The following is a 7157-nucleotide window of genomic DNA, read 5'->3' on the forward strand; positions in this document are numbered from 1 at the left end:
GTCGATGGATCCGCCGTCTTACGGGATGCGTCCCCGGACGGCGGCGCCGGTGGCCTCCACCTCGAACGGCAGCTCCTCGAAGCGCCGTTGGTGGAGCATGGCGTACGGCAGGCCGAGGCTGTCGAGTTCGGCCCTGACCCGGGCGAGCGGCGACTCGCTGGCGATGCCGCAGACGACGATCACGGCGCACCCCGGGGGAGCCCGGTGAGGTGTTCGTACAGGCGGTCGAGGAAGGCGGCGCCGGCTGGGCGGAGGTCGGGCAGGGGGCTAGCTCCCGCGAAGACCGCCGACCGACCGTCGTCGCGGCGGTGGCCGGCTCCAAGCAGGTCGGCCCCGGGCGGGTCGGCCCCGGCCACGTCGGCCCCGAGCACGTCGGCCCCGAGCAGGTCGATCCCGAGCAGGTCGACCTCGGCGAGCCGGGCGAGCCGGACGTACGGCTCCTCGTCCTCGGCCGGGGGTGCGCCGAAGACGTGCTCGCCGAGCACCAGGACGTCGCCGCGCCCGATCGGGGCCGCTCGCGGTTCGCCGTCGGGGCTGCTGGAGATCCGGGCCGGCCGGGCGGGGAGCCCCGCTCTGATCGCGAGTGCGGTCCACTCGGCGGTCGAGCGCCAGGCGCCGCACAGTCCGTACCCGGCGGGCCTGTTGACCGAGACCGGGGCCAGGCAGGTGAGCAGGCTGAGCAGGAGTGCGCCCAGCTCCTGGGCGGCGTAGGCGGCGTCGGTGTGGGTGGTGAACGGCAGGTACCCGAAGGGGGCGGAGGCCACCCGGTTGAGCACGCCGTCGACGTCACGGCTGTCCAGGACGCGCCCGTCGGGCAGGGTGATCTCGAAGCTCGCGCCGAGGCGGTCGACGCGGTGCACCGACCTGGTGGAGCTGAGCAGGGTCTGCGGGGAGAGCAGTTCCAGGGGTTCCAGCCCGCGCTCGCGCAGCCCCTCGTACGCCCACACGGCGGCCCGGTCCGCCGGATCGCAGAGCACCAGCCACATGCGGCGCCTACCTCTCGGTCCGTCCCGGCTCGGGGGGTTCGTCCCGCAGGGCGCTGTCCGCGAGGTCGGGGCGCTGCGCCGGGGGGATGAAGTGCTCGGGTGGGTGGTTGACTTCGGATGCCGGGTGCATGCCCTCGGCGGGGTGTTCTTTGAATGCGTCCTTGTCCTCCTTGTCCTCCTTGGCTTCCTTCCGCTCCTTGTCGTCCTTGTCGTCCTTGTTCTCCTTGGCGACGTCCTTGACGTCCTTGACGTCCTTGCCCTTCTCGTCGCGTGACAGCTGCAGGGTGACCTCCTGGGCCACCGGATCGTTGCAGGGCAGGACGAAGTCGGCGGTCTGCAGGCTGGTGACGATCGGTTCGGATACGGGGCTGATCCCGATCTGGAGGTGGTCGCAGGCGTTGGGCGGGAGGCTGGCCGGGAAGTTCTTCAGCACGTAGCCCGCACCCATGGGCTGGTCGCCCGGACCGTTCACGTGCAGCGGTCCGGTGCCGATGTTGGAGATCGGGATCGTGATGTCCGGGACGGTCTCGCCCAAGGCCACCGTCATCCGCAGGGGGGTGCGGTCCAGGATGATCCGCGGCTGCTGGGCCTTCGCCGGGGTCTTCCCCGTGGACCAGACGAAGCCGAGTTCCTGCGGGTCGGTGTTCGTGATCCGCAGGCCCCAGGGGCGTTCCCCCGGATTGGAGATGTCGATCTGCACCGTGAAGACGTCGTTGGCGTCCCTGGTCCACGACGCGGTGCCGACCGCGCTCCCGGTCCCGTCGACGATCGACGACGTGGCGGGTGCCTGCGCGACGGTGGTGAGCGCTCCGGAGCCCGCCCGCAGCTCGATGTCCGGTGGCCTCGCGCCCAGGGGTGCGCAGTTCGGGCCGAGGGCCACCACCAGGACGGACCAGGACGTCGCCACCTTGTCCACGACGAGGGGCAGGAGGCCGCTGGTGGCCTGGTCCGCGAGCCGGAGCTGGCCGGTGTCGGGAAAGATGTCTGCCATGATCGCTTCTTCGGTCGTGGAGCCGCGGTGACGTCCGTCACCACGTTCCGAGGGCTACGACGTCGACGAACACGGGTCGACCGGTGGTGTCGGCGCCGGCGGGAACAGGCCGGGTCTCGAACTCCCGGACGACCAGGCGCTGGGCCCGCTGCCCGGTGTCCGGAACGCTGATCGTGATGGTCTGCCCGAGGACGGCGGAGGCGGCCGTCAGGACGGTGGACCAGCCGGTGACGCCGTCCGGCGCCGTCACCCCCGGGTCCTGGACCTGGAGTTCGGTCCGGACGGTGTTCCCGGCGCCGCCCGGCCCGAGGCCCTCCAGGACGACGCCCGCCTGCCCCGCGCTGCGGGTGACCGTGAGGCGCCGCTGCGGCGCGAGTTGGACGGGCTCGGTCAGCACCACCTGTGACACGTCGGGGACACCCGGGATGGTGTACCGCTGGTAGCGGGCCAGGGCGAGCCGGACGAACGGGAAGTAGGAGGCGGAGACGACCGGCGTCAGGTCGAGGTCGGCGAACCAGCGGTCGCCCTCGGCGTCGAACTCGACCGGGTAGAGGGCGGCGTCCAGCAGGCGGTGCAGCTCGGGGAGGGTCACCTGGGCCCGCTGTGCCGCGTTGACCTGGGCTCCGGTGAGGACGGCGGGTGGTGCCCCGGTGTCCCGGATCGGGTCGCGTCCGGCGACCGCGACGTACCGCAGGGCTTCGGCGGGGACCGGCCCGGGCGGGAAGGTGAGTACGGCCAGGGCCTCGTCGTCGCCCGAGACGTACCAGGGCCGTTGGAGGAGGACCCGCAGGCCGCCGCCCTGGCGCAGCCGGGTGAGCGACCGCTGCCCGTCGGTGGTGCGGGTCCAGCCGAACGACGGGACGCAGTCGAGCAGTTGGGGGGCGGGTGGGCGCACGGTGCTCGGCACGTCGATGTCGCCGAGTTGCCCGGCGGCGGTGCAGGCACCGGGGTCGGTGGCGAGGATGCGCGCGAAGCAGTCCTCGAAGCGGGACACCGCCGTCACGGCGTAGCTCACGTGGTGGTGGCGGGTGTCGCCGAACTCCTGGCGGATCTCCGGGAGCGCTTCCAGCAGGGGCAGGTGCTGGACCTCGTACGAGCCGACGTGCGCCATCCGCCGGGTGGTGGTCGGTGCGGCCGGCGGGCTGTCGTCCTGGTCGGTCCAGTCGGCGTTCAGGTCGATCCGTCCGGTGCTCGGGATGTCGATCGCGAAGGCGTCCGTCCCGAGGACGGTGTCGCGGTCGCCGGGCCCCCGCCTGGGCGTCAGCTGCCCGCTCGGGTCGGTGAGGGGGTGTTGCACCGCGTGCACCAGGGTGACCGTGCGCGGTGGGGTGATCAGGCGGTTCCGGCCGGCGACGATGTCCTGGAAGGCCGGCAGGTGCGGCACGTTCGGGTCGACGCCCTGCCAGAGCGCGATGCCGAACAGCGCGACGTCGTCGAACGTGAGGCAGGACGGGATGTCGAAGGTCACCTGCTCGGCCGGACCGAGCGCGACCGTGACGTGGCGTGGGTCCGCCCGGCTCACCGTGCAGCCGCTCGCGGCCGCCTCCAGCCGTACGGACGCGGTCTGCAGGTCGGGCCAGGCGCCTTGCCAGATGGCGATCACGGCGTCGTCGGGCGGGTCGATCTGACCGGGCCGCCCGTTGCCGGGGTCGATGGGCCGGGGCCGGGCGTTCAGGGCGGCGCACACGCCGCTCGGGTCGGCCAGCCAGGGCAGGGCCGCGTCGGTCTCGGGCAGGACGACGTACGAGGACGGCGAGGGCGGCCCGGCGGGGACGGTACGCGCGCCCTGGACGTCGGTGAGCTCGCGGTCGGCCCGTTCGGCGACCGCGAAGAGCCGGCTCACCTCGGTGCCGGGCGCCGCGGGGCCCAGCGCGGTGTCGAAGGCGCCGTCGTACTGCAGCGCCAGGGCCAGCGAGCACTTCGGCGGCAGCAGGTGCCGCAGGTCGTGGGCACGGTAGCCGTGGAGGGTCGCGTAGTCGTCCGCCGAGGTGCCGCGGTCGCTGCGGATGACCATCCGGTCGTGGCCGTCGCCGTCGTCCCACTCCCGGGTCGGCACCAGCTCCGGCGGCGGCAGCGGCTCGAAGCGCCAGTAGGGGACGAGGTCCGACTGGGCGTCGGCGGCGCCGACCTCCTCGACGCGCAGCCCGCCGCCGGCGAGGTCGGCGATCCTGACCCGGATCCGGTACTTGCGGCCGAACCGCAGCCGTGGCAGCGAGCCGGTGTCGCACTCCACCACCGTGTCGAGGCCCGACGTGACCGGTACCGGCAGGGTGTCCCCGGTGGCGGTGACCCGCTCGGGCCGCTGGGCCACCTGGCTCCAGCCGTCCCAGCGCGCCACGATCTCGTGCAGGTACAGCGCGTCGGCGTCGCCGAAGCCGGTGACGACCGGGCCGGGCCGCAGGTAGCCCTCCTCCAGCAGGCCGTCGGGCAGCAGCGGCACGCCGCCGACGGTGTGGTGCACCCGCCGCCGGCACAGCGAGTACCAGGTCTGGCGGCTGTCGTCGAACACGTCCATCCGGTAGCCGCCGAGCAGGGAGTCCGCCAGCAGGGCGGAGGCGAGCAGGCCGGCCGGCGTGCCGCGCTGCTGCGCCCGCTGGAGCTGCTTGCCGTGCTCCTCCTCCCGAGCCCGGTCGACCAGGGCGAAGCCCGTCGAGTGCAGCGCGGGCAGTGCCCCGACCGGAACGGGGGACGACTCCCCGGGAGGGGGCGACGACCCGTCCGACCGGGCCGTGCTGACCAGCCGCAGGGCGGCGCCGTCCACGTCGAAGGGCAGCAGCTCGAACCGGGGGTTCGCGGAGGGCGCGAGACCGGCACCGGTCAGCGGCAGGAGGCCGCCGCTGAAGCCGGTGGAGGTCGGGCCGTCGACGGAGGAGGGCACGAAGCGGGTGCCGGTGACGGTGTAGGCGGTGGCGGGCGAGAGGTCGGTCTGGGCGGCCGCGCTCCAGCCCGGTGACGGGTTCGGGTCGGGCTGGGGCCACAGCGGCACCACCCTCAGCTCCGCCGGGTGCGTCTGGTCCACCGGGGTGAGCGCGGAGGCGGGTACGGCGAGGTCGACCAGCAGGCCGAGCGCGCGCAGCAGGACGGGGTGGTCGGCCAGGTGCGCGATGCCCTGGTGGAACTCGCCTGCGGGCGGGGGCGTCGCCAGGCGGTCCGGTGGCGTGGTGTCGGGCGCGCCGCGCCGGTAGAAGGCGTACGCCTGGGCGAGCGCCGGCGTCGCATCGGTCGGGGTGGCGTGGGGCGGTGTGGCGTGGGGCGGCGTGGCACCGGTCGGGGTGGCGTGGGCCGGGGTGGCGCCGGCGGGTGCCAGCAGGCCGGGCTGCCACTGCTCGCCGATCGCCCGCAGCGCGGCCCGCAGCCCGGGGTGGCTCTCCGGCGCCGCGCCGCGGTGCGCGGCGTGGGCCTGGGCGGTGGCGGCGTAGATGCCCTTGACGTCGGTACCGGCCCGGCCGGCCGGGAAGGCCTTGGTGGCCCGCCCGTCGTAGCTGGTGGCCCGGTACGGCTCCACGGGCATCGTGGCGGTGAACAGCGTCTGCCAGACGGAGAGTTGCCGGTCCGGGGGGAACTGGACGGTGCTCCCGTCGAGGGCGGTGTACGGGACGCGCACGGACGGCAGCGTCCGCCCGCCGCGCCGGACGTCGAAGCCCACCCCGGCGAGCCGCCGCGGCCAGTCCTGCATCCCGAAGTCCGCGATGGTGAGCGCGGCTCCGTCCGGGGCGAGCAGGCGCGGTGTCAGCAGCACCGACAGCAGCGCCATCGGCGCGGACTGGCCGGGGACGGTCGCCAGCCGGCCCGCCGGGAGCACCGTCCAGACGAACTGCCGCTCCAGGCCGGTCGAACTCTCCGGACCGGTCGAACTCTCCGGGCCGGTCAGGCTCTCCAGGCCGGTCAGGCTCTCCGGGCCGGTCGATGACATGGCTCACTCCCCTGCGAACGCCCGGCAGTAGGTCTGCCACGGGAAGGTCTGCCCCTGCGGCCCGAGCGCGGCCTCGACCGACGGGTCCGAGGCGGTCGAGGCGCCGCTCAGGGGGCGGCGCAGCCCGGCGGGGGGCGGGCAGTTGCCGAAGCACTTGTGGCACTCCAGCGTGAAGGACTTGGAGAAGAAGGTCAGGTCCACGGTGATCACGAGCCGGGCCGAACCGCTCAGCGAGCCGGAGGTGGAGTCGTACGTCAGGCTGAGGGTCAGTTCGATCGAGACGCTGATCAGCCCCAGCAGCGAGACGCTGCCGCCGATCCGCAGATAGCCGGTGACCTCGGTGTCGGTGCCGTTCTTGGCGAAGACGACGCCGCCGAAGACGTGCACCTCCGCGGACACGATGACGAAGTCCATGACGATGGCGGCGCCGAACTCGATCCCGCCGGTGAAGCGCTGCAGGCCGCTGTCGGTGCCGCCGGCGCTCAGGCCGAGTTCCAGGTACCCGCCGCCGCCGAAGCCCGACACGGTGACCAGGAACGGCCGTTCCCGGGTGCCGAACGCGAAGTCCATGACGATCGGCTGGTCGGTCAGCGACAGCGTGACGCCGGCCTGCACGGTGAGGTTCTGCACGCTGAACACCAGCAGGCCGACGCTGGGGACGGCAACGGTGTACGAGGCCGTGATGCTGGTCGCCGAGGTGTCGATCCTCGGGCCGTTCCCCCCGAGCGGGAGGTACTGCTCCAGGGTGGCGAGGAACCCGAGGTCCCCGCCGAGTGTGACGTTCGTCAGGCGGGTGGAGAGGTCGAGCCGCTTGCCGGGCTCGGCGGTGAAGGTCACGGACGCGAAGGTGAGGGCGACGTACGCGGGGGCGCCGACGTCGGGGACGATCAGCTTGAAGTTGCTGATCGTCCCGGTGGCGTGCATCTCCGGCTTCCCGTCGACCGACAGGGCCCGGACGTCGAGGTCCAGCGCGCACCCGGTGTCGGGCGTGAACGGCGGGAAGGACTTCTGCAGGTCCTGGTGCCAGGTCAGCTCCGCGGACGGGGTGGGCGTCTGCTGCCCGACCCAGAGGAGCTTCGGCGGTGCGCTGACGACGTCGATGAGGCTGCTCAGCGGGACCACGCCGAACAGGGTGGCGTCCGGGGCGAACAGCTTCGAGGGCACGGTCTGGAAGGCGTCGCTGACGGCCGGCCCGAGCGTGCGCGAGATCTGCGACACGGTCATGTTGGGGGCGGACAGCCCGCCGACCCGGGCCCCGGCGGCCCCG

Annotated in this window: 4 protein-coding genes and 1 pseudogene; all 5 read right to left on the minus strand. The window is 73.6% G+C overall.

The window, feature by feature from the left end:
* Positions 1–18: 18 nt before the first annotated feature.
* The gene (locus tag ACFV61_RS31160; RefSeq protein WP_380495251.1) at positions 19–183 is read right to left on the minus strand and encodes a hypothetical protein; all 165 of its coding nucleotides are present in this window, start codon (positions 181–183) and stop codon (positions 19–21) included.
* Positions 180–986, minus strand: coding sequence for a hypothetical protein (locus ACFV61_RS31165; protein ID WP_380495252.1), 807 nt, complete (start codon positions 984–986; stop codon positions 180–182). Before ACFV61_RS31165 ends, ACFV61_RS31160 begins: the two co-directional genes overlap by 4 nt.
* A 7-nt stretch (positions 987–993) precedes the next feature.
* Positions 994–1977, minus strand: coding sequence for a hypothetical protein (locus ACFV61_RS31170; RefSeq protein ID WP_380495254.1), 984 nt, complete (start codon positions 1975–1977; stop codon positions 994–996).
* A gap of 37 nt (positions 1978–2014) precedes the next feature.
* Positions 2015–5890, minus strand: a complete 3876-nt coding sequence (locus ACFV61_RS31175) for a hypothetical protein (protein ID WP_380495256.1) — start codon at positions 5888–5890, stop codon at positions 2015–2017.
* A gap of 3 nt (positions 5891–5893) precedes the next feature.
* Positions 5894–7157 (minus strand): annotated as a pseudogene (locus ACFV61_RS31180) (hypothetical protein); the annotation flags it as partial.

It is taken from the genome of Kitasatospora sp. NPDC059817 (assembly GCF_042731835.1).
Lineage (GTDB): Bacteria > Actinomycetota > Actinomycetes > Streptomycetales > Streptomycetaceae > Kitasatospora.